Below are 22,099 nucleotides of genomic sequence, written 5' to 3' on the forward strand. Positions count from 1 at the left end.
CAACACGTACGTCAGGCATTGTGGCGGCTGAGGCTGGGGATGATTACGTTATCCACAAGCTCCCGCACGGTATCGACCGACGGAGACTGACCGGTCAAGATCGTGCGGTAAATGATGTAACCCGGCAACACGTCCCATAGATTCCCGGTGATCGCGGACGCCTTGATTTCGCCACGGTCGACGGCCTTGGCGAGCACGTCCGCCATGAGCGCTTCGCGCTGGTCGAGGAACTGTTCCTGCATTTGTTCGGCGAGGTCGGCGCTGCGCGACACTTCCACCAGCACCGCCCGAATGGTGCTGGCGTGGGCGCTCACGTGAGTGGATATCGACTCGCCCAGTTGCAGAAGGTCACCGCGCAGCGTGCCGGTGTCGGGGTCGACCGCGACCTGGCGGGTGCCCTCGACGAATGCGGCCAGCACGAGCTCGGCCTTCGTCGGCCAGCGCCGGTAGAGCGTGGCCTTGCTGGCCCGCGCGGTGGTAGCCACCGCCTCCAGGCTCAACCGGTCATAGCCGTGCTCCTGGAGCAACTGCAGCGTCACCGCCAGCAGTTCGGCCTCCCGCGACGACCACGGGCAATCCGCGTCGACATCGGAACTCCGGATCACCGCGGCCTCCATGCAATCGAGGGACTTCGTGCGAATGAGTATGAAGCCATTCTTACGCCACATACGACGAAGGGGGGAGCGGACAGTCAGGTTAGCGATGCGGCATGTCGACGCCAGCAGGCCGTGGCGTTCTTGGCCCCGGAGCGGGTTATGAAGGCTTGTTGGGTCTCGCTCCACGAGAAGCACACGGAGTTGCCCAGCTCTGAGCGACAATTCGTGACCGTTGTCGCTCAGAGCTGGGCACTTCGACTGTCGACTTTTCTGCGGTCAGGACCCAAGCGACCGCAGCGCCCTACAGCGGCAGCAGAATGTTCTTCACGCTCGGGTCGTTGGCCAGGTACTCCTGAACGGCCGGATCCTTGAACGTCTCGACCAGCTTCTTGATGTTGTCGGTGTCCGCCCACTTGCTGCCGATGGTCAGCTGCCCGGCGAACTCGTCGGGCGCCGGCGGCGCGAAGATCTGCTGACTGATCGGAATCTTGGCGGCCAGGTAGTACTCCGTATAGCCCACCGCCGCATCGAGATCCGGCAGCGACCGGGACTGGGCAGCGAAGTCCAACAGCGTGAACTTCAGGTTCTTCGGGTTGGCGACGATGTCCTTCTGCGTCGCCGTCCACTTGTCGGCGGTCGGATTCAGCGTGATCAGGCCCGCCCGCTCGAGCAGCCACAGGCCCTGCGCCTCGTTGGCGGGATCCGAGTACAGCGAGACCTTCGCCCCGTCAGGAAGGTCCGCGGGGTCCTTGAACTTGTCCGACCAGATCCCGAAGCCCCAGCGGAACACCGGCGTCGCCGCCTCCTCCTTGAAATCTGGATTGGCCTCCAGCACCTGGCCCAGCCACAGCTTGTGCTGATAGACGGTCCCGGCGACCTCGCCGTCGCTGACCGCACGGTTGACCGTGTTGCTGTCCGACAGGCCGCGGAACGCCACCTTGATTCCGTGACGCGGCGCAACCTCCTTCGCGATGTACTCGACCAGTGCCTGCTCGGCGGCGTTGCCCTCGTTGCTTGCGACAACCAGTGTGGCGCCCGCAATTTCGTTGGCCGACTGCGCCTTTCCGAAGAACAGCAGTCTCGCGCCGACGACCAGCGCCACGACCACCACGAGGCTCAAAGCGATCCACAGCCATTTGCGCCTGCGCTTCAACTCGAAACCGTGATCGTCGGTCTCATCGGTAGTGGTGGTGGTTGCCATCTTGTTTCCCCCTATGCGGTGACTGCGCGTTTGCGCAGCGGACGTGCCACGCCGGTGCCAATTCGGCTGCGCGGCGTGGTGAAGCGAACGAGGGCATCGCCGGTCAACTGCACCGCGGCGACGGTGATGACCAGGATGACGATCGTGGCCAGCATGACGCCCTGGTCGAACCGCTGGTAGCCGTAAGTGACGGCGACGTAGCCGATTCCACCGGCGCCGATGGTTCCGGCAATAGCGGAGTACTCGATCATCGCGATGACGTTGATGGTCAGCCCGCCGAGGATCGACGGGACTGCCTCGGCGAGCTGCGCGCTGCGGATGATCTGCAGCCGTGATCCGCCAGACGCGCGAGCCACCCGCACCACCGACGGCGGCACCGAGCGCAACGAGTTCTCCACGATTCTGGTGAAGAACGCGGTGCCCGCCAAGGCCATCGGCACCACCGCGGCGGCGATGCCGATGTTGGTGCCGGTGATGAACCGCGTGAACGGCATGATCGCGGCCATCAGGATGAGGAACGGGAGCGAACGGCCGATACTGACGATCCAGCTGAGAATCGTGTGCAGCGTAGGGTTTTCGAACAACCCACCCGGGGCCAGGTTGTGAACAAGAGCGCCAAGCGGCACACCGACGAGCACCACGATGGTCATGACGATGCCCACCATGATCAGGGTGTCCAGCAGCGCCGGAAACAACAGGCCGGGAAGCTCATTCACCGGCACCTTGGCGTTGGCCAGAAGCGTCTCGGTCATGCCACGCCCTCCAGCGCGGGATCGACGTGCACCGCGTTCGTGGTGGCCAGCCCGTAGCGCTTCAACACGTCGGGCACTCGCTGGCTCAGCCGATCCGGAATACCCAGTGTCGCTTCGCCGATGGTGACACCGCCGACCTGCCGCACCGATGCACCCAGGATTGCCAGCGGCGCACCGAGCTCCGTCGACGCGCGCGCGATCCAGTCCGACGGCACGTCCGGCGCGTCGTACACCACGTGCCACACCCGCTGGCCAGTCGCCGGGTCAGCCGAAATGCCCTGTGGGCGAAGCTCGGCGCCCAACGCCGAACCAGGATCGGAGAGCAAGTCCACCAGCCGTCCGGATTCGACGATGCTGCCATGGTCGAGCCTGGCCACTGAGTCGGCGATCTTGAGCACCGTGTCCATCTCATGGGTGATGAACACGATCGACAGGTCGAGATCGTCACGCAGCTCACGCAATAGCGCGACGACCGACGACGTAGTAGTCGGGTCCAGGCCCGCCGTCGCCTCGTCGGACAGCAGCACCGAAGGCCGCAACGCCAACGCGCGGGCGATGCCGACGCGCTGTCGCTGACCGCCCGACAACTGGAACGGGTAGTGGTTGGCCCGTGCAGTAAGACCCACGCGGTCCAGCAGTTCGGCGACGCGCTTGCGGGATTCCCCGGCAGTGACGCCGAGGTACTCCAGTGGTAGCGCGACGTTCTCGGCTGCGGTGCGGCGTTCGAACAAGCCCGAGGACTGAAAGACGGTGCCGATACGTCGGCGCGCGACCCGAAGCTTCTTCGACGACAACGTCGTCAGGTCTTCGCCGTTGACCACGACGGACCCCGACGTTGGCAGCGTCAGCAGGTTGACGCACTCTGCCAACGTGCTCTTCCCGGCCCCGCTGGGACCCACGACGGCGAGGATCTCGCCCGCCTCGACGCGGAAGTTTATCCGGTCGAGCACGACGGTGCGGTCGTCGCCGTGGCCATAGATCTTGGTCAGGTCTGTCAGCTCGATCATGAAGGAGAGGTGTCCTCAAGAATTGGGATACGCAGGCGTCATCGCCACTGGAGCCACGGTCTCAAAACGAACGCTCCCGCGATAACCATTGCGCTCATGGTGAATCAATGCAGTTGACACCACCATGATCCAAACCATGGGCGACCAGTGATGCGCCCACCACACTGCACGACACATGAGCATCGACGAGTCAGGCTCGGTCCGCGACGGATCCGAGCCCCACGGTTTCACCATCGACAAGCGTCGCAAGTGGCCGTGGCTGATTGGCATCGTGGTCGTGATTGTCGCCGTCGCAACGGTTTTGATCATCCAGCGCAATACCGGCACCGCCTCGCCCAACGAGACCGCGGGCGCCACGCTGGACGTGGTCTACCTCGACTCGAACCCGGCCGAGAAGCGGATCATCGAGTACATCGCCCAGCACATCGCCCCGGACTACAACGTGAAGGTCGGCGCGGTCGGGCTGGGTGACAGCACCCAGATCAACCAGGCGATCAGCGACGGCCGTTACGCCGGCACGATCTTCCAACACCGGCACTGGCTGCAGCAGGTGCTCGACGCCAACCCCGGCTTCAAGGAGGAGGCCGCCACCGGTCCGTTCTTCCACTGGGTGTTCGGCATTGGTCCGACAAGTACAAGACGCCACAGGAAATCCCTGACAATGCAACGGTTTCGCTGCTCGCCGACCCGGCCAACAACGCCCAGGGCATCTGGTACCTGGCGCAGGCCGGACTCGTCACGTTGCGGCCCGACGCGGACATCACCGCGTTGACGACCAAGGACATCGTCGGCAACCCGAAGAACCTCAAGTTCACGTTGCTCGATTTCGGCGCGCAGCCACGCGCGCTGCCTGACCTCGACGCGATCGTCGGCTACGCGGAGTCGTTTCTCGCGGCCGGCGTGCCGGAGAACAATCTGATCTACGCGCCGAAGTCGCCGGACGAGTTCGCCTCGGTACTCACGGTTGGAAGCAACTACGCCGATTCCGAGAACGTCAAGAACCTGATCAAGGCGTTCAAGGATCCCCGGGTGCAGACGTTCATCGCCGAGGATCCCGAGGTGAAGAAGCTGGCGTTGCCGGGTAATCCGCAGTAAGCGGGGGTTGCACTCGACCATCGACTTTTTCGCGGTTCGGATCTACAGCGGGTGGCCTGCTGCGTAGGCGTACGCCTCGAGTGCGCGAAATGGCATGCCCAGAGCGGGAGCTCGATGAACCGCCCACGCGTACAGCTGATCGGCGGGCCGGCCGCGGGAGTGCGTGTCGATGTCGGGCACCACATCGCCCGCGGGCGGTGGAATGCCGCCGGGTAGGGAAGTTCGGAACTGCCCGGAGCAGCTGGACGCCATCAACATCGCCGTCGCCAGGACGACGGCGCCCGACCGCTTCCAACATCTTGCCTGCACCAAACTCATCAGTCGACACACGGGATTTGTTGACCGTTGACCGGCGAGCCCTGATCGGGGGCATCGGTCAGCGGGGTGGAGTCGGCGACGTCTGCGGTAGCGGCGACCGAACTTGGCTGATCGAAGGAGGCGGGTAGGACGAACTCCTGGCCCAGCACGACCCGGACGTGTCCGACCGTCAGCGCGGGATCGCCATGAGGTGGGGTGGTGATGCCGAGCAGGGTCGCGACCGCGGCGGCGTCGTGATCCGCGTCCGTGCCGTAGTCCACTCCCGTGGCCGTGGGTTCGTCCGCCTGCGCATTGCGTATCCGGCCCGCGGTGTAGCCGCGCTGACTGAGCCACTGTGACACGGTGTTGGCCAGTCCGGAGGTGTCACCTGCATTGACGACGTCGACGGTGCTCGACGGGCTGGACGCGGTGGTCGTCGCCGGCGGGGTGCCGCTGAACGCCGCCGCCACCTGGGTCTTGATCGCGGCCGGGTCGACGACGTTCACGTCTTGGCCGTCGATGGAGTCGTACCGCACCACGGGCAACGTCTGGAACTGAACGTGGCCGTCGGCGATCGCGCTGATCCGGCTGAACTGTTCGGGCCCCCAGCCGCTGGACAGCACGACGTCCCGTCGGGCGGTCGCCATCAGGTCGTTGAACCTCGTCATGTCGGTGACGGCGCCCGCATCCTGCAACTGATGCATGACCGACACCAGGAACGCCTGTTGCCGATGTGTACGGTCCAGGTCGCCGTTGTCCAGACCGTGGCGCTGCCGGACGAAGGCGAGCGCCTGCGACGCACCCAAAGTCTGGACGCCTGCCGGAAAGTCGGCGCCCGAGAAGTCGTCGGACACCGGGTGATTCAGGCATACCTGCACCGAACCCAGCGCGGTGGCCAGATCATAGAAACCGGCGAGGTTGACTTCGGCGAAGTAGTCGATCGGCTGACCGGTCAGGTCCCGCACCGCCCGCAGGGTCGCCGCGCGGCCCGCTTCGCGCCCCTTGCTCTCCAAGACCTGCTGATCGCCAACTCCCTGATCGGCCAGGGTCTGCTCGGCGGCCGCCTTGGCCAGTCCGTAGGCCTCCTTGATCTTGATGTGGTCGTACCCCGAGATTCCGTCGGCGGCCACGTAGTCGTCGCGCGGGATCGAGAACGCGGTCACCCGGTCGTCGGCGTCGACGTGGGCCAGGATCAACGTGTTGGTGTTGTATCCGCCGTCATCGGAATCCCCTGCGTGGAGTTGATCCAAGAGCTCCTGCGGAAGATTGTTGCCCTGCTGATCCTTTCGCGAATCCAACCCGATCAGCAGGACGTTCATCGCATCCGCCGTCGACCGCGGGGCATCGATGCCCAACGCGTGCGAGATCGTCATCCCGGACAGCGCGTGATCGGTGGTCCACCACGCCAGCCCAGTCAGTGCCATCACCGTCGTGGAAAGCATTGCGCCTCCGATGCGCATCGCGGTCCTCACGGTTCGCGCACGGTTATCCACGACCCAATTCGACGGCCTTGACGACGAGCAGCACGGCGCCGACAACGAGGTAGCCGCGCAGCGCAAGCATGCCGAGGCGGGTGCCCGTGGACCACGCCACCGGCCGCAGGAGGGTCAGCGGCGGCATCCTCCAGACATTGCGGTCCATCACGACTGGGGCTGGCTTCGTCGGGTCGAGCGCTGGGCCGCGACGGCCGGGCGCGCGTACCAGCACCGTTCCCACCGCAGCGAGGACCACCATGGCTAGCGCAAGGTAGCCGGCAGTCGCAATGACGTCGAGGTGGGGAAACAGCGTGGTGGCCATCAAGATTCCCGAGAGGAGCAGAAGCACCCCGACGATCAGACTGGCGAGCACGTTCAGCCAGCGCCGGTTCACCCACGGGCCCAGGACTTCTCGGTCGTTGCACAGCAGCAGCAGGAAGACACTCGCGCTGGGTAACAGAAGCCCCGCCAGCGCCTGCACGGCGGTGGTGATCAACCCTAGCGGCGCGCCGGGGATCAGCACGATCGCCGCGGCGACGGCCACCATCGCCGTGTACGACAGATAGAACTGCTTGGCGTCGGAGAAGCCGCGGTGCAACGAGTGCTTCAACCCGAAGACGTCGCCGAACGCGTAGCTGGTGGCCAGCGTCACCGCGGCAGCCCCGACGATCGACGCATCCAGTAGCACGACCGCGAACAACGACCCGAGGAGATGATCGTGCCTGCCAAGCAATTCGGCGATGGCCCCTGCGTCTGTGAAGGCCCCGACGCTGCCGGTTGCCCGGGCAGCCCAGTCGCCGGTGATCACCAGTGCTGCCGCTCCGAGCACGACCACGCCCGCGCCCAGCACGGTGTCGGCGCGTTCGTAACCGATGAACCGTGGGGTGATCCGTTTGTCCACGATGTTGGACTGCTGGAAGAACAGCTGCCACGGTGCGACGGTGGTGCCGACGATGGCGATGATCAGCAGAACGGCGTCGGAGCTTATGCCGCCATCGATGCTCGGGATGACGAAAGCCCTTGCCGCACGCGACCAGTCGGGGTGCGAGAGCAGCAGCATCGGGATCTGCAGTAGCGTGATGGCGATGAACACGAACATCGCCCGCTCCCAACGCCGGAAGCTACCCGTCGCCATGATCACGACGAGCGCGGCAGCAGCGCTCGGCACGACGATGTACTGAGATATCCCGAAATAGGCAGCGGCCAAGCTGATTCCGATGAACTCGGTGACGATGGTCAGGAAGTTCAGCACGAACAGGTCGCCGACGGAGAACCAGCCCCAACCGCGGCCGAAGCGTTCGTTGATCAGCCGGGCGTGTCCGACCCCGGTGACGGCGCCAAGGCGCACCACCATCTCCTGGTTCACCACGAGGACGGGGATCAAGAGCAGCAGCACCCACAGCAGGCTGTAGCCGTAGTTCTGTCCGGCCTGGGCGTAGGTGGACACCCCGCCCGCATCGTTGTCGCCCACCATGACGATCAGCCCGGGCCCGACGATCGCGAGCATGGTGGCCAGTCGGACCTTGAGCGTCCGCGGGCGAGCTGGGTCGTTGATCCTGACCCTGCCGAACGCACCCTCGATGTCGCCGACGTGCGCGCTGTCGAGCACCGCCGTGCGCGGCGGGCGGCTGCCGGTGGTCATGGCAGCTCGCTGACGTCGCGGACGGGTCGGGTGGCCGGCTCGCGACGGCGCCACTCCACCGGGATGGTGGCCTCGAGCACGTCGTCGACGGTGACCACGCCCAGGATTCGGTCCTCGTCGTCGACGACGGGGACGGTGTAGAGGTTGTAATCGGCCATGAGCAAGGCAATGTCGGTGAGGTCGACGTCCGCGGTGACGCGAACGGGGTCGGAATCCATCAGTGCGGCAACGGCATCCGACGGTGCACTCTGAACCAGGGTGATCACCGAGATCACACCGCCGAGCCGCCCCGGTTCGGTGAGCACGTGCACCTTCAGCAGTGCCTCGGGCTGCAGCGTACGTGCGGCTGCCACGGCGCCCAGTGCGTCGGCGACGGTGGACTCAGGCGAGCAGGAGACGATGTCGGTATTCATCAGCCCGCCTGCGCTGCTGGGATTGAATCCCATCAGAGTGGTCACCTTCGTGCGCTGAGGTGCGGGCATCAAGTCCAGGACGCGGCCCCGTCGGGACTGGCGCAGATCGACCACTGCGTCGGCGGCATCGTCGGCGCGCATCCGGCCAAGTAGGGCGGCGACGTCGGCGTCGCCCATGTCGTCCAGGAGGCGACTCGCCTTGTCGGGGTCGAGTTCCTCGAAGACGTCGGCTTCGAGTTCGGGATTGCTGCGGACCCGATCGAGGATCTCCCCGCCCTCTGCGTTGTCCGCCTCTTCGAGGAGATCGGCGATCTGAGCGGGACGGAGGGCGCCGACACGGCCCGCGACCCGGCGCACCGCAACCGATCGGTCGTGACCAATCAACGGTTCGAAGGCGCGCCAGTCCCTGGCCGCGTGTCCACCGGCCGGTTTGAACAGTCCGAACAAGCGGGGTCGACGGCTGGTGTCCAGCCGTGCCGGTACCCAGCCGTCACCGGTGTCCTCTAGCTCAATGTCGTAGGCGCGCACCAACTCCGCGGCGGCAACGTCGATCAACCGGTGACCGAGCACGTCTGCCCGCAACAACACCTCGCCGTCACGGCGCTCGAAGCTCCGCAGATCAATCTTGTTCTTCGTCAGCACCACCCGGTCCGGTTGGTACTCATGAATCGATCGACTGCCGACGAAGACCCGCCGGCCGCCAACCCCGGCGACGATGCCGGTCACCATCGGGTAGTCGCCGGCACCACGCAGCCGCACGATGACGTCCTCCACCCGCCCGACCGGCTCGCCTGAGCGTGCGACCACTGGCCCTCGCAATAGCTTCGAAAGATGAATGACGGTGCGCCCCGCATCGGCTGGCCAGGTCCTGTCTGGTGTCGTCATGTCTGCCTCCTCGTCCATCAGCGGCACCCTGAAGCGCCTTTCATCTAACAGTTGTACAATCGCTTGACTAAATGTACACGGTGAGTTCTACTGTTTGTGTCAGCGGTGCGGAGGCGAAATCGTCACCGTCGGAACGTCACTGGTGCGATGACGCGCCAGCGTTCGATGCCGCCGACTTCATTTCTGACGCTCCGAGGCATGACGCATTCGTGAGCGCGCCGCAAACCAAGGAGGTCGAATGAGAATCCAGCGCCTGAAGTCGATCGCGGCGACGATGGCCGGGTGCGCCATCATCGTCTCGGTTGCGATCGTCGCCAATGGGGGACCGGCGCCGTCCAAAACCGTCGCCGGGGGTTCGGGCGATTCGGCCACCACAACCGTTTACACCCAGCCGACCGTCAAGCCGATGTCGCTCGCATCGACTACGACGGCCGCGGCCACGACTACCAACGACCTGGCGCCAATGTCGCTTGCGACGGCTGCGGCATCCCCGACGTACAAGGCCACCGCCGCGGGCGGCTGCGTGAACAACGGGCAATGCCCGTGATGTGGGCGGATTACAACCAGTCGTCGTGACGGCGCAGATACCACCGCTTGGCAAGCTGCGCGGTGAGGCCGTAAATCACTAGGGTCGCCCCGATCCAGGGCAGGAAGCTGAACGGCAGGGGAACCAGCCCGAGTCGCCCGCCCAGCGGGGTGATGGGGATCAGCAAGCCAACGGCTGCGGCGCTCGCCGCTGCGACGACGACGGGCCGCGCAGGCCGGGTCCCACGCCACGGCGCGGTGCGTACGCGCAGCACGAGCACGATGAGCAGCTGGGTGAGCAGTCCCTCGACGAACCACCCGGTGTGAAAGATTGCCGTCCGCTCGCCCGCGTCGAACATCCACCAGAGCACCGCGAACGTTGCGAGGTCGAACAGCGAGCTCAGCGGTCCGAACCACAGCATGAACCGGACCAGGCCACGCGGATTCCAGCGGCGTGGCGACCGCAAGTAGTCGTCCTCGGCACGGTCCCAGGGCAACGCCAACTGTGCAGTGTCGTACAGCAGGTTCTGAACGATCAGCTGGACCGGGAGGATCGGGAGGAACGGAAGGAACACGGCGGCTGCCATCACGGTGAGGACGTTGCCGAAGTTCGAACTGGCGGTGATCTTTACGTACTTCATCGTGTTCGCGAGCGTGCGACGACCCTCGATCACGCCGTGCGCCAACACCTTTAGATCGTCGTCCAGCAAGATCATGTCCGCAGCCGCCTTGGCTGCATCGGTGGCGTTGTCGGCTGCGATGCCCGCATCGGCGGCGCGCAGTGCGGGAACGTCGTTGACCCCATCGCCGAGGAATCCGACCGTATGACCGCACGTGCGCAACGCTGCCACGATCCGAGCCTTGTGGGCAGGGGAGAGCCGCGCGAACACCGTCGTACCCTCGACGACGGCGCCGAGTTGCCCGTCGTCGAGCGTATCGATGTGATTGCCCAGCAACACGTTTCCCGGCAGCAGACCCGCCTGTGAGGCCACCACACGAGCGACGTCTTCGCTGTCGCCGGTGAGGATCCGCACCGTAACGCCGTAATCGGCCAGAGTATCGATGGCCGCGTCGACGCCGATTCGGATGGGATCGACGAACCCGAGGAATCCGACGAGGACGAGCCCGCGCTCGTCGCTATCGTCATAGGGCTCGTGGCGGGCAGGGCCGTTACGGACTGCGACGGCTAGCACCCGCATTCCACGCATTGCATAGGTGTGCACAACGTCGCGAGCCTCGGCCCGGAGCGCATCATCGAGCTCGATGACGATGTCATCCAGTCGGATACGGTCACAGCGGCCCATGATCTCCGAGGGATCACCATGACTGATCATGATGTGCTCTGCGCGCTGGCGCCGTACGACGACCGTGGACAGCCGCCGGGTGTGATCGAAGCTGAGTTCGCCGACCTTGTCGTATGCAGCCTCGGTAACCACCGCCATTTCTGCATCGGCGAGTTGCTCAACGATCGCCTCGTCGAGCGCGTTGTAGGCACAGTCCTGGAAAGACACTGCCACGTAGGCGAGTTCGCCAACCGAATCGTCGATGCGGCCGGTGGGGTCGACGCTATGGGCGTACACCACCCTGTCTTCGGTCAGCGTGCCGGTCTTGTCCACGCAGAGCACGTCCATCGCGCCGAGGTCCTGAATCGCCTCTAGCCGACTGACGATCACCCGTTCCCGGGCGAGCCGAGTTGCGCCGCGGGCGAGATTGGCAGTGACGATCACCGGCAGCATTTCCGGTGTCAGACCGATCGCCACGGCGACGGCGAACATCGCGGCCTGAGCCCAGTCCCCGCGGACCCAGCCGTTGACCACCAGCACCAACGGAGCCATCACCAGCATGAAGCGGATCAGGGTGATCCCAACCGTTCGAACTCCGCGATCGAAGCTCGACTCGGGTCTCAAGCCCTTCGCGGTGCGCGCCAAGGCATCGTGAAACGTTGCCGTGCCCGTGGCGACCACCAACGCCGTCGCCGTGCCCGCGACGACCGTCGTCCCGGTAAAGCACAACGAAGACGTGTCGACCCCCACGTCCGAAGGCATGCCTTCGCGGAGCGGTAGCGGCGGTTGCTTGCGCACTGGCAAGGATTCGCCGCTCAGCACGGCCTGATCCACCAACAGTCCAGCCGCCGAGATCAACCGAAGATCCGCAGGCACGACGTCGCCGCCGCCGAGGACGACGACATCGCCGGGAACCAAGTCCTCGATCGGGACTTCACGATCATTTGGCAGCTGTCCGACGCCCGCCCTGCGCCGAACCGTAGCAGTCGTCGACAGCTGTTCGCGGAGTCGTCGTACCGCGCGCACTGAGCGAGTCTGCTGCCACAGCCGAAGGCCGACGGCCAACGTCACCATGGCCCCCACGGTGGTCGCGCTGCCGCCGTCACCGACGACGACCAACACCGCGCCGAGCACGCTCAGTAGGCCGACGAACGGACTCCGAACTGCGACCCAAATACGCTCGGCGACACCGTCTTCTATGTAGTTGCCAGGCCGGTTGTCGCCGTACTCGACCGACCGGGCTGCCGCAGCCTGTTCCGTCAGTCCGCTCGGTGAACTCGCGAGGCGTTGATAGGCGACGAACACTGGGGAGTAGGCGAGTTCGGCCAAGCGGCACTGGTCGTCGAACCCGTCCCGCCAACGTGGGACGAACTCAGTCGATGGCGTTGTCATGACCCGTTACTCGTTCGACGGGAAGGCATCCGCGCGCTCCCTTCTCATCGGCCGCGCAGCTGGGCATCTGATGTCGACTCAACCCGTACACCCCGACCCTGGGAATCAGTCTGCGGCGAACCTGGGAACGTTCAAACAGTTGTAAATGTGTTCGAAATGCGAGAGCCTGAGTGGGCCGTCGCCCGAGAGGAGCATCCGTGTCCGCCAGCGGTTCCGCTGAAGCTCTGGTACCCGAGCAGCTGATCCAGGACACAGCGGGCATGTTCGCCATGCTGTCCGCAACCGTGCGCCTGCAAGTTATGTGGTTGCTGTCCCTGGGTGCGCGTGACGTGGGCACACTCGCCGAGGAGACCGGCCAGACGATGGCAACGGTCAGCCACCACCTCGGCAAGCTCAAGCTGGGGGGATACGTGAAGGCTCAACGGGACGGACGGCATCAGGTTTACGTCGTGAGCAACGAGCTTGCCGTAAAGGTTGTTCGCGTCGCCATCAACGCTGGGCTCCCCGAGCCAGCGTCCGCCCTGCGCTCGACGCGCGCCGGATAGGGCTTCAGATCTTCGGGTGCGGCGTCCCCAGGTAGGGGAATTCGGCAAGCGTGTCGGTGTGCGGACTGAGCCCGGTGGGCGGGATGTCGCCCTTGGACAGAAAGGCCAACCGGTAGTTGATGACGTCATCGGTGAAGACGCGACCGTTCGGATACTCGGCAGGCTTCGACGGGTCGAAGGTCAGCATGTCGGGCAGCGTCCCCTCGGTCTCGATGGCTGCGACCGCCTCCGCTTCGGAGTAGCCGCCGGTGTGGCCAAGGATGTGGACGAACATGTCGGTCCAGCGGGCGCGGTCGTTGGGCGGCTCGCTGGCGTTGTACTCCTCTTTGGTGTCATCGGTGTTGAAGAAACTGCTGACCGACGGATGACCGGCGCGGTCGACGTGGATGAGCTCGCCGTCGCGGCGCAGGCTGCACCGGCCCCAGATCCGGATGTCGGGATTGGCACCCAACGTCTCAGTCGGCAGCTCGATCACGGTGGAGAAGACATTCGCGCTCGTGTTGGAATCGATTCCGGTCCAAGGAGATTCACCACCGAGGTGCGGCGCGGTGAAGTTGCGCCCGCCAGAGGTGTCGAACAGAGCCTGAACGCCGGGGAAATCAAAGAAGAAGGCGTCGCTGCGGGCTCCGGCGAAGAACGTGATGTCCCCGGACGTGACGATGTTCGGCTGTGGGCCGAAGGACACGTCGACGTCGGAGAAGATCTTGGTGCCGACGGGCTCGGGCGACCGGGCCTGCTCGCCGGTGGCCAGATACACGTCGACGGTCTGGCTACCGTCCTGGCCCGGCGTGGAGAAGACGTAGCTGAACGCGATGTCGTTGATCAGGTCGCCGTCGTTGTCGATCGCGAGCCGGTAGATGGCATCGGGATGCAGCGCATCGGCCAGCGGATTGGCGTTCAGGATGAGCACCGTCCGCGACGGGTCTGAAGGCGACTGAAAGGCATAGAGATCGCAGAGGTCGAGCCGCTGGTCTCCCAGGGGCGGACCGAGGCTCAAGCCGGTGAAGTGGTTGGACATAGCTCCATCTTCACAGCTGGCGGCCGTCAATTCCCGGAGACTGCGGAATTCCTGCCGTGCAGTCAGCAGTCGCGCGCCGTCGCGCCGCCAAATCGGTTCTGCAACAACGTATCGAAGTACTCGGCCCATTCCGACACCGTCTCGACGGCGAGCATCAGATCATCTGCGGACAAGGTGTCGATGACGGGAAGCTCGACCGACATCACGATCTGCCGGAGGTCCGCGTCGACGACCGTCTTGGCCATCGGCACCTCGAGGTTGATCGCGTTGATCGCCTCGTAGACGCACGGCGATACGTCGAAGTCCTCGAGCAGCAGCGCCAGCACCGTCACGAACGACGAGCCCGGTCCGCCCTGGCGGACGTAGACCACCGGCCCGCCGAGCGAGATCGGGATGTCGTCGTCCTCGTCCCGCACGATCGTGGCGAGCCCGAGCTCGGTCTTGAGCGTCGCATCCAGCCACGCGCCGAGGCCGTCCGGCCCGGGCGCCACGGCGTCGGCGAAGTCAATCTGGTCGGCGATGTGCTCTAGCAACGACTCTGACGGGCTCACCCGCTCTGCATCAATCTGTAACGTCATTTGAATCCCCCCTGCGATCACACTGGCCCTGGACGCAGTTGCCCCCTGCTCACACGGCTGCGTTCATCAAACCACCAATGGCTGACATCGGCGCGCGATTGGGCGCTTTCTAGCTAACTGTTCAACTCGTCTGGCGGTTGATCTATCCGCCCGGGTACCAACGATTCGGGCCGTAACCGCAGGGACCCGAGGCGCCGTTGCACGCCTGTGCGATCCCTGCGGTCAGACCGGCCAAACCTGCACCGCCAGAGACCAACACGGCCGTTGCCAACCCCGCGATGACTCGCCTCATGGTTGTTCCCTCGTCGATGCTCTCGGCCCGCGGCCGGACACCCATAGGGTGCGGATGACGTCTTGGAGGATTCTTGGGGCGTTCGGTTAACGCCGGCAGTTCTCGTAGGCGTCGATCAGGCGCTGTTCGTTCGGGTCGGGCCGGTAGGTGCGCACGGTGCAACCGCCGATGGTGACTGCGACCGGACCCGTGGTGCGGACGTTGAAGTCGCGACGTCCTTGCAACTGGCTGGACGCGGTGTAGAGCACCGGCCGGGGCAGGGTGGACACGATGGGGAGATGCGCGGTGGCCAGTTGCAGCGCGACCGCCGGGTCCTGGGAAATGGTCTGCTCGGAGATCCAGACCGGGGGCGTCTGTGGCGCGTTGATGTTCAGGGCGTCGACATGCGGGATCGTCTGGTCGGCGTTGAGCGTGCTCCACACGGCGAGCTCGGCAGGCGACGGATACCGCTGGAAGCTCATGACCTCGGCCGGGTGGGCCTTGCTCGCGTCGATCGTCCACACGCCGCCGGCCAGTTGCGGGAACTTGGCGCCAAGCGTTGTGACGGCTGCGCTCACTGCCGTGTAGTCCGCAGGTTCGGGGAATTGTATGGCCCCCAGGGCGGGATGGCCACGGTCTGCCTCGACGACAGGTACGGCCCCAGCGCGGGTGATGGCGGCACGCAATTTAGTGGTGGCGCTTGGGAATTCGTGGAGCAGCCCGACCCAGTCACAGCCTTGGCTGACGATCTGATCGGCGTTGTCGACGGGTAGCCGACCGCTGTCGACGGCGAACAGGTTCTGCCCGTGGTGCACGTCGAGTTCGGTCGTGTAGGCCGAGTAGTCAACGGTGCGAAGTTCATCCAGGTAACGCGTGGTGATCGCCGCGACCTGAGATGGTGTGACGTCCTCGGCGACGTTCACCGACAGCCAGACGTGGACGTAACCCTTGGGGATGTCGTCGGTGACTTCGCTGCTGGCGCCCCGCACTCCGGGCATCGACCGAATCTGCTCGGTGAGCTGGTCGACCTGCCGGTGGCGATCCGGCGCAACCTCGGAGCAGCCGACGAGCGTCAACGCCACCACGAGCAGCGCACAGCCGAGGCCGCGCCAGTGCCTCGGCCCGAGCGCGCGTGCAGAGGGTGTCATAACTAGCCGAGACTATCGCGCCGGCCGCCTGGCGTAATTGACGGACACTGTCGCTAACATTCGCGGACTTGGCCAACGCCGGCCGCGGAGGGATCGACACATGACCATCACCCCTGACGAGACCCCTCGCCTGGCGAACGAGGCCGAGCGCACGGTCTACCAAGCCCTGCTCGCGCAGCTGCAGCCCAACGACCGCGTCATCCCCGGGCAACGGGTCACCGACCACCTCAAGGACCACGAGGTCGACTTCGTCGTCGCGATCGAAGGTGCGGGCATCGTCTGCCTGGAAGTCAAGGGCGGCGAGGTGTGGCACGACGGCGAGACGTGGTGGCAGAAGCGCCGCGGCCACGAGCACAAGATCCAGCCGGTCCGTCAGGCCCGAGAAGCCTGTTACGCGCTGCGCGAGTTCATCGAGAAGGACGAACGCTGGACTCAGGCCAGGCTGCGGTGGGATCACGTGGTCGTGCTGCCCAACGCCGAACTCGCCGACGACTTCGCGCTTCCGGAATGCCCGCGCTGGAAGGTCATCGACCGCAACGATCTGCCCAACCTCGTCGACAAGCTGCGGTACGTGCTCGTCAGTCAGGAGCTACCCAGGGACTTGCTCAGCCAGCAGGGCATCGAGCAACTGTCGACGGCATTGTCCGGCAGGGGATTACCCCAGCGCAGCGTGGTTGCCCGCGCGCTGGCCAACCAGGACGCCGCCGATGCGCTCACCGAGCATCAGGCCGTCATCCTCGACGCGGTCCGGCTGCTCAACCGTGTCGAGGTCCGCGGCGGGGCGGGCAGCGGCAAGACGTTCCTCGCGATGGAGCAGGCTCGCCGACTCGCACAGCGCGGCCAGCGGGTCGCGCTCGTCTGCTACTCCCACGGCCTGGCGTCGTACTTGGAACGCATCGCCTCGGCCTGGCCGCGGCGCCATCAGCCCGCCTACGTCGGCGAGTTTCACGACCTCGGCAAGCAGTGGGGCGCGCCAGAAGCGCCCGACGAGTCGCTGCGCAACGAGGAGACCGTCAAGTTCTGGGAACACGACCTCCCGCTCCAAATGGCCGAACTCGCAGCGCAACTCGAGCCTGGCTACCGGTTCGACTCCATTGTCGTCGACGAGGCTCAGGACTTCGCCGACGCGTGGTGGGACCCGCTGCTCGCAGCGCTCAAGGACGACGAGGAGGGCGGCATCTACGTCTTCACCGACGAGGGCCAGCGCGTGTTCAGCAGGCACGGCTCACCACCGGTGCCGCTCGTGCCGCTGATCCTCGACCACAATCTGCGCAACACCCGACAGATCGCCAACGCCTTCCAGCCGCTCGTCGACCACCCGATGCACTTCCTCGGTGGCGAAGGCCCGGCCGTCACGTTCGTACCTTGCGCCCGCGAGGACGCCATGGGCGAGGGTGACGACCAGATCGAGCTGCTACTCGAACAAGGTTGGCGGCCAGAGGATCTGGCACTGCTCACCACCGGCAGCCGGCATCCCGAGCAGGCCGAACGGCAGCGCAACGGCCACAAGGCGTACTGGGATTCCTTCTGGGACGCCGATCAGGTGTTCTACGGTCACGTGCTCGGCTTCAAGGGTCTCGAACGCCGGGCCGTCGTGCTCGTCGTCAACGACCAGGGCAAGTTCGAGCGCTCTCGCGAGCGGCTCTACGTCGGATTGTCGCGTGCCCGTGACCAACTCGTCGTGTGCGGTGATCCCGACTTCATCCGCGACGTGGGTGGGCCTGAGCTCGCGCGCCGGTTGGGTGTCGCTTAGCTCGCCGGATGGCCGAGTGGGAATCTCGCGACGCCTGAAACTCCCAAACGTCGCCAGATTCCCGGTCGCGGCGGAAAACTATACCGGGACGGGCTCGGTAACGGCCGCCCGCTTGGCTCGCTCGTGCTTCGACCACGGCGGCAGCTGCGGCCACCAGAACCACTTGCCCAAAAGCGCTGCGATGGAAGGCGTCATGAACGCGCGGACCACCAGCGTGTCGAACAGCAACCCCAACCCGATGGTGGTGCCGACCTGGCCGATGACGCGCAGATCGCCGACGACCATCGACATCATCGTGAACGCGAACACCAACCCGGCCGCCGTGACTACCGCACCGCTGCCCGCCATCGCGCGGATGATGCCCGTGTTCAGCCCGGCGTGCGCCTCTTCCTTGAGTCGCGACACCAGCAGCAGGTTGTAGTCGGAGCCGACGGCCATCAACACCAATACCGACAGCGCGATGACCGACCAGTGCAAATTCAGCCCGACGAAGTGCTGCCAGATGAGAATCGACAACCCGAACGAGGCGCCGAGCGACAACACCACGGTCCCCACGATCGTCACCGCCGCCACCACGCTGCGCGTCATCAGCAACATGATGACGAAGATTAGGCAGATCGAGGCGAGCCCGATGATCATCAGGTCGTACTTGGTGCCGTCCTTGATGTCCTTGAATATCGCGGCCGTCCCGCCCACGTAGATCTTGGAGCCCTCCAGCGGCGTGCCCTTGATGGCCTCCTTGGCCGCGAGCTTGATGGGTTCGATGCGCCCGATTCCCGCTTCGGAGGCGGGCTCGCTCTGGTGACTGATGATGAACCGCACCGACTTTCCGTCCGGTGAGACGAAGTTCTTCATGCCGCGCTTGAAGTCCGGGTTGTCGAACGCTTCCGGCGGGAGGTAGAAGGAGTCGTCGTTGCGGGACTTGTCGAACGCCTCGCCCATGGCCGACGAGTTCTCCGAGGCCGACGCCTGCTGATCCTGCTGACCCTTCTGGGTCTGATACATCGTCAGCATCATCTGCTTCATCGACTTCATGGTCTCGATCTGCGACGGCATCAAGGCGACCAATTGCGGCATCAACTTATCCAGCCGCTCGAGATCGGGCACCAGCGCCTGGATGTCGTCGGTCATGGTGTCGATGCCGTCGAGCGTGTCGAACACCGAGCGGATGGCCCAGCACCCCGGGATGTCGAAACAGTGTGGCTCCCAGTAGAAGTAGTTGCGCAGCGGCCGGAAGAAGTCATCGAAGTCGGAGATGTTGTTGCGCAATTCGGCGATGTCGACGGCGGTCTTCTTCGTCTTGAGCACCATCGAGTGCGTGGTGTCGGCCATCTGCTGGGTGAGCGCCGACATCTGCGTCAGCGTGTCGATGGTGTTCTGCATCTCGTCGGCCTGCTTGAGCATGTCGGCCATGCGGTCCTGGTTGTACTTCTGGTTCATGACCTGCGTAGTGCTCTGCATGCCGAGTTGGAACGGGATGGTCGTGTGCACGATCGGCTTGCCGTCGGGTCGCGTGATCGTCTGTACCCGGGAGACGCCGGGCACCTTGAAGACGGCCTTGGCGATCTTGTCGATGACGAGGAAGTCGGCTGGGTTGCGCAGGTCGTGCTCGCTTTCGACCAGCAGCAGTTCGGGATTCATCCGCGCAGGCGAGAAGTGCCGGTCGGCCGCCGCGTAGCCCACGTTGACGGGCACGTCGTCCTTCAGGTAGTCGCGGTCGTTGTAGCCCGCGTGATACCCCGGCAGGGCCAACAGTCCGACGAGGGCGGCGGCCAGCGAGGCGACGAGGATCGGCCCCGGCCACCGCACCACCGCCGTGCCGAAGCGGCGCCAGCGCCGAGATGTGGTGGCCCGCTTGGGTTCCAGGAAACGGCCTCCGAGCACGATGACGGCTGGCGTCAACGTCAACGCCGCGAACAGCGAGACGAGCATCCCGAGCGCCAGCGGCAGCCCCATCGTGTGGAACAGCGTCAGGCGCGAGAACGTCATGCAGAAGGTGGCCCCGGCGATGGTCAGCCCGGAGCCCAGGATTACGTGCGCGGTGCCGCGGTACATGGTGAAGTAGGCGGCCTCGCGATCCTCACCCGCCTGGCGTGCCTCCTGATAGCGGCCGACGAGGAAGATCGCGTAGTCGGTGCCCGCCGCAATCGCAAGGGCGGTAAGCAGACTCACGACGAACGTCGACAGGCCGAGCACCCCCTGCTGGCCGAGCAACGCCACCACGCCACGGGTGGCGCCGAGCGATATCACCACCATCGGCAGTATCAGCAAGACCGTGCTGATGGAGCGATAGACCAGCAGCAGCATGATGATGATGACCACGAACGTCAGCCCCGTGATCGTCTTCATGCTGTGGTCGCCCTCGCGGACCTGGTCGGCGAACAACGCGGAGGGGCCGGTGACGTAGACCGTCATGCCGTCGGGCGGGGGATGGGCCTCGACGACCTTGCGCACGTTGTCGACCGATGCGTTCGCCTGCGCCTCGCCCATGTTCCCGGCCAGGCTCACCTGCACGTAGGCGGCCTTGCCGTCCCCGCTCTGCGAGCCCGTGGCGGTCAGCGGGTCACTCCACAGGTCCTGCACGTGCTCGACGTGGTCGCTGTCAGCGCGAAGCGCCTTGACGAGGCCGTCGTAGTAGGCGTGCGCGTCGGGGCCCAACGGCTGCGCGCCCTCGAGTACGACCATCGCGATGCTGTTGGAGTTGGACTCGTCGAAGACCTCCCCGGCGTGGCGCAGAGCCACCATCGACGGTGCGTCGGGGGGCGTCACCGCGACCGCGCGGGATTCGCCGACCACTTCGAGCGGCGGCACGGCGATGTTCACGAACGCCGCAAGTGCCACCCAGCACAACACGATGGGTATCGCGGCCCGGCGAATGAAACGCGCAACCGTCGTGGGTAGGCCCGTGCTGCTCACCGGGTCACCATTGCATGAATGTCGGGGCGCATAGTTGGCTCTAGCCGGCCGTCGCGCCGTCCCGCGTCGGCACTGCGAACGCACCCTCGAACGCGGACATGATGGCGGCCCGCTCGTCGTCGGTGACCGAGTCGGACAGCGACAGCAGCTCGCGCGGATCGGCGACGTAGGAGCCCGACGGTAGCGGTCGGCCGAGGGCGATCTCGCGGATGGCCAACGCCGCCAACGACGCGCCCATCCCCACGGTGGTGCCCAGCTGCGCGAGCCCCGCGAGGCCACGGCCGATGTCCATGAACGACTTGATCAGCCGGGGTGAGCCCAGCGCGGCGTCGCGGCCCGAGACGTCCAGCAAGACCGACACCAATTCCTGCGGCGTCAATTGGTTGTCGCGCAGCCGGGCGAAGGCCTCCGCGGAGACGCGGCCGCTGAACGGCTCGACGTCCTCGGTGTCGAATCGCTCGACGTGCACCACCGAGATGTCGCCGACGTCAGTGGCCATCACCACCGGGATGCGCTTTGCCTTGGCGTACTCGCGGACCGCGGCCTTGGTTTGTAGGTCGTCGACTTCCTCGACGATCACCAGTGGGCGCCATTGATCCATCGCCTGCTCGGCCTCGGGCGTCGTATATCCGTGCTCGAGGTGCACCTGCGCGATGTACGGATCGATGTCGCTGATCTCCCGCGCGGCGCTGATCGTCTTGGAGAGCCCGACCTCGCTCATCGACGAGTTCAGCCGGTTGAGGTTGGTGACGCTGATGCGGTCGGGATCGCCGAAGAGATAGCGATTGCCGATGCCCAACTGCGCGACCTGGCTGAGCACGCGACGGCCGACGCTGAGTCCGAAGAACGCCACGGTCTGGTGGCGAAGCACCTGATGTTCGTCGGCCGTGATGACGTGCCGGTTGCGGAAGGTGCGCAGTGCGTAGTGATCGTCGGGGTCGGGATAGCGCACGACGGCGTTCTTCCACGGCAGGTAGACCCAGTGCCCGAATGCGTCGTCCTGGGCGACCATGGCGTCCCTGGTCTGCCCTGAGGCGCCCTCGCAGGCGCGAAGCGAAGCCAGCTCCTCGATGATTTCGTCGACCGGGTCGATGACGTCGACGCCGGTGCCGAACAGTTGCGTCAGCCCCGACCGCCCCGAGCCGCCAGACACCTTGAGGATCGTCGGCGGCTCCCAGCCCGATTCGTCGGGCGCGTGACCATGCCGGGGCATCAGCACGTGAGCCGTTCAGCGCGAAGATGGGCGTTCAACGTCAACGGTCCGCCCCTGTCTGAGCACATGTCGCCTCACCGATGATTTCGTTAGC

At 65.4% G+C, this 22,099-nt stretch carries 16 protein-coding genes and 2 pseudogenes; 4 read left to right on the plus strand and 14 right to left on the minus strand.

Features of this window, described 5'->3' with window-relative positions:
- Positions 1-11: 11 nt before the first annotated feature.
- The 4 genes from SLQ30_RS06975 to SLQ30_RS06990 all read right to left on the minus strand — a co-directional run bounded on the left by SLQ30_RS06975 (position 12) and on the right by SLQ30_RS06990 (position 3,556).
- A complete protein-coding gene (locus SLQ30_RS06975; protein ID WP_319450703.1) occupies positions 12-617 on the minus strand; it encodes a TetR/AcrR family transcriptional regulator in 606 nt (201 codons plus the stop codon).
- A gap of 280 nt (positions 618-897) precedes the next feature.
- Positions 898-1,797: a MetQ/NlpA family ABC transporter substrate-binding protein gene (locus SLQ30_RS06980; RefSeq protein WP_319450704.1), complete on the minus strand. Its 900-nt coding sequence runs from the start codon at positions 1,795-1,797 to the stop codon at positions 898-900.
- Positions 1,798-1,808: 11 nt separating this feature from the next.
- Positions 1,809-2,549, minus strand: a complete 741-nt coding sequence (locus SLQ30_RS06985) for a methionine ABC transporter permease (protein WP_319450705.1) — start codon at positions 2,547-2,549, stop codon at positions 1,809-1,811.
- A complete protein-coding gene (locus SLQ30_RS06990; protein WP_319450706.1) occupies positions 2,546-3,556 on the minus strand; it encodes a methionine ABC transporter ATP-binding protein in 1,011 nt (336 codons plus the stop codon). The genes SLQ30_RS06985 and SLQ30_RS06990 overlap by 4 nt, the downstream gene beginning before the upstream one ends.
- 175 nt (positions 3,557-3,731) lie before the next feature.
- On the opposite strand from SLQ30_RS06990, the pseudogene SLQ30_RS33100 reads away from it, so the two are divergent.
- Positions 3,732-4,651, plus strand: a pseudogene (locus tag SLQ30_RS33100) (MetQ/NlpA family ABC transporter substrate-binding protein).
- A gap of 57 nt (positions 4,652-4,708) precedes the next feature.
- Here SLQ30_RS33100 and SLQ30_RS07005 read toward each other — a convergent pair.
- The 4 genes and pseudogenes from SLQ30_RS07005 to SLQ30_RS07020 form a co-directional block, all read right to left on the minus strand.
- Positions 4,709-4,969, minus strand: a pseudogene (locus tag SLQ30_RS07005) (hypothetical protein); the annotation flags it as partial.
- Entirely contained in the window at positions 4,969-6,408 is a 1,440-nt protein-coding gene (locus SLQ30_RS07010) for an LCP family protein (protein ID WP_413467950.1), read from the minus strand. The gene SLQ30_RS07010 and the pseudogene SLQ30_RS07005, both read right to left, overlap by 1 nt.
- Before the next feature lie 25 nt (positions 6,409-6,433).
- Entirely contained in the window at positions 6,434-8,065 is a 1,632-nt protein-coding gene (locus SLQ30_RS07015) for an NRAMP family divalent metal transporter (protein WP_319450709.1), read from the minus strand.
- Positions 8,062-9,363, minus strand: coding sequence for a magnesium transporter MgtE N-terminal domain-containing protein (locus SLQ30_RS07020; RefSeq protein ID WP_319450710.1), 1,302 nt, complete (start codon positions 9,361-9,363; stop codon positions 8,062-8,064). Before SLQ30_RS07020 ends, SLQ30_RS07015 begins: the two co-directional genes overlap by 4 nt.
- 238 nt (positions 9,364-9,601) lie before the next feature.
- Here SLQ30_RS07020 and SLQ30_RS07025 point away from each other — a divergent pair, with 238 nt between their 5' ends.
- The gene (locus SLQ30_RS07025) at positions 9,602-9,910 is read left to right on the plus strand and encodes a hypothetical protein (protein ID WP_319450711.1); all 309 of its coding nucleotides are present in this window, start codon (positions 9,602-9,604) and stop codon (positions 9,908-9,910) included.
- Positions 9,911-9,920: 10 nt separating this feature from the next.
- On the opposite strand, the gene mgtA is transcribed toward SLQ30_RS07025, so the two are convergent.
- On the minus strand, positions 9,921-12,563 hold the full coding sequence (mgtA, locus tag SLQ30_RS07030; RefSeq protein ID WP_319450712.1) for a magnesium-translocating P-type ATPase: 2,643 nt from the start codon (positions 12,561-12,563) through the stop codon (positions 9,921-9,923).
- Between the two features lie 197 nt (positions 12,564-12,760).
- Here mgtA and SLQ30_RS07035 point away from each other — a divergent pair, with 197 nt between their 5' ends.
- The gene (locus SLQ30_RS07035) at positions 12,761-13,108 is read left to right on the plus strand and encodes a metalloregulator ArsR/SmtB family transcription factor (RefSeq protein ID WP_319450713.1); all 348 of its coding nucleotides are present in this window, start codon (positions 12,761-12,763) and stop codon (positions 13,106-13,108) included.
- A gap of 4 nt (positions 13,109-13,112) precedes the next feature.
- Here the strand turns inward: SLQ30_RS07035 and SLQ30_RS07040 are convergent, their stop codons facing one another.
- The 3 genes from SLQ30_RS07040 to SLQ30_RS07050 form a co-directional block, all read right to left on the minus strand.
- Positions 13,113-14,126, minus strand: a complete 1,014-nt coding sequence (locus SLQ30_RS07040; RefSeq protein WP_319450714.1) for a DUF4331 family protein — start codon at positions 14,124-14,126, stop codon at positions 13,113-13,115.
- A gap of 62 nt (positions 14,127-14,188) precedes the next feature.
- Positions 14,189-14,677: a T3SS (YopN, CesT) and YbjN peptide-binding chaperone 1 gene (locus SLQ30_RS07045; protein ID WP_319450715.1), complete on the minus strand. Its 489-nt coding sequence runs from the start codon at positions 14,675-14,677 to the stop codon at positions 14,189-14,191.
- Between the two features lie 405 nt (positions 14,678-15,082).
- On the minus strand, positions 15,083-16,123 hold the full coding sequence (locus SLQ30_RS07050) for a hypothetical protein (RefSeq protein ID WP_319450716.1): 1,041 nt from the start codon (positions 16,121-16,123) through the stop codon (positions 15,083-15,085).
- Positions 16,124-16,223: 100 nt separating this feature from the next.
- Here SLQ30_RS07050 and SLQ30_RS07055 point away from each other — a divergent pair, with 100 nt between their 5' ends.
- Positions 16,224-17,876 carry a nuclease-related domain-containing DEAD/DEAH box helicase gene (locus SLQ30_RS07055; RefSeq protein ID WP_319450717.1) on the plus strand — a complete coding sequence of 551 codons (1,653 nt, stop codon included), beginning with the start codon at positions 16,224-16,226 and terminating at the stop codon, positions 17,874-17,876.
- Positions 17,877-17,954: 78 nt separating this feature from the next.
- Here the strand turns inward: SLQ30_RS07055 and SLQ30_RS07060 are convergent, their stop codons facing one another.
- Both SLQ30_RS07060 and SLQ30_RS07065 read right to left on the minus strand, forming a co-directional pair.
- A complete protein-coding gene (locus SLQ30_RS07060; protein ID WP_319450718.1) occupies positions 17,955-20,792 on the minus strand; it encodes an MMPL family transporter in 2,838 nt (945 codons plus the stop codon).
- 40 nt (positions 20,793-20,832) lie between these two features.
- Positions 20,833-22,005: a ThiF family adenylyltransferase gene (locus SLQ30_RS07065; protein WP_319450719.1), complete on the minus strand. Its 1,173-nt coding sequence runs from the start codon at positions 22,003-22,005 to the stop codon at positions 20,833-20,835.
- Positions 22,006-22,099: the final 94 nt, after the last annotated feature.

The organism is Mycobacterium sp. RTGN4 (assembly GCF_033804635.1).
Lineage (GTDB): Bacteria > Actinomycetota > Actinomycetes > Mycobacteriales > Mycobacteriaceae > Mycobacterium.

Bases quoted from the DNA above. Each gene is read 5' to 3' on its own strand.
- SLQ30_RS07010 (WP_413467950.1), bottom strand. From the start codon at position 6,408: ATGCGCATCGGAGGCGCAATGCTTTCCACGACGGTGATGGCACTGACT.
- SLQ30_RS06990 (WP_319450706.1), bottom strand. From the start codon at position 3,556: ATGATCGAGCTGACAGACCTGACCAAGATCTATGGCCACGGCGACGAC.
- SLQ30_RS07015 (WP_319450709.1), bottom strand. From the start codon at position 8,065: ATGACCACCGGCAGCCGCCCGCCGCGCACGGCGGTGCTCGACAGCGCG.
- SLQ30_RS07050 (WP_319450716.1), bottom strand. From the start codon at position 16,123: ATGACACCCTCTGCACGCGCGCTCGGGCCGAGGCACTGGCGCGGCCTC.
- SLQ30_RS07020 (WP_319450710.1), bottom strand. From the start codon at position 9,363: ATGACGACACCAGACAGGACCTGGCCAGCCGATGCGGGGCGCACCGTC.
- SLQ30_RS07025 (WP_319450711.1), top strand. From the start codon at position 9,602: ATGAGAATCCAGCGCCTGAAGTCGATCGCGGCGACGATGGCCGGGTGC.
- mgtA (WP_319450712.1), bottom strand. From the start codon at position 12,563: ATGACAACGCCATCGACTGAGTTCGTCCCACGTTGGCGGGACGGGTTC.
- SLQ30_RS06985 (WP_319450705.1), bottom strand. From the start codon at position 2,549: ATGACCGAGACGCTTCTGGCCAACGCCAAGGTGCCGGTGAATGAGCTT.
- SLQ30_RS07055 (WP_319450717.1), top strand. From the start codon at position 16,224: ATGACCATCACCCCTGACGAGACCCCTCGCCTGGCGAACGAGGCCGAG.
- SLQ30_RS07065 (WP_319450719.1), bottom strand. From the start codon at position 22,005: ATGCCCCGGCATGGTCACGCGCCCGACGAATCGGGCTGGGAGCCGCCG.
- SLQ30_RS06980 (WP_319450704.1), bottom strand. From the start codon at position 1,797: ATGGCAACCACCACCACTACCGATGAGACCGACGATCACGGTTTCGAG.
- SLQ30_RS07040 (WP_319450714.1), bottom strand. From the start codon at position 14,126: ATGTCCAACCACTTCACCGGCTTGAGCCTCGGTCCGCCCCTGGGAGAC.
- SLQ30_RS06975 (WP_319450703.1), bottom strand. From the start codon at position 617: ATGGAGGCCGCGGTGATCCGGAGTTCCGATGTCGACGCGGATTGCCCG.